Genomic DNA, 273 nt, shown 5'->3' with positions numbered 1-273 from the left:
ATCCCAAAGTTCTGGTGCATCCTATCAGCAATTACAATCCTTGCAAGAAAGCCTCCAGCGCAATATTCGCTTGGCAAAACAAGGAGAAGATGCACGACAAGCACAAGTGATTTCTCTCAATACTTCCATCCAGAATTTAGCCGGAGTTTTACAACAGTTACAGAATAAGTTGCGGAGTGCTGATTTAGCGGATGTGCAACAAGTGACGGAACTGCAAAATTTAAGTGAAGAACTCAATAGCTTACAAGAAAACGTGGATATCTTAACCCATCA

The 273-nt window shown here is 41.4% G+C and carries 1 protein-coding gene; it reads left to right on the top strand.

The window, feature by feature from the left end:
* A partial coding sequence (locus tag R0J87_RS20340) for a hypothetical protein (RefSeq protein WP_498888521.1) occupies positions 1-273 on the top strand: 273 nt, incomplete at both ends.

This window comes from Halomonas sp. SIMBA_159, assembly GCF_046536035.1.
Lineage (GTDB): Bacteria > Pseudomonadota > Gammaproteobacteria > Pseudomonadales > Halomonadaceae > Vreelandella > Vreelandella venusta_A.
Note: the sequence above shows the minus strand (reverse complement) of the source record. Positions and strands in the feature narration are given on the sequence as shown.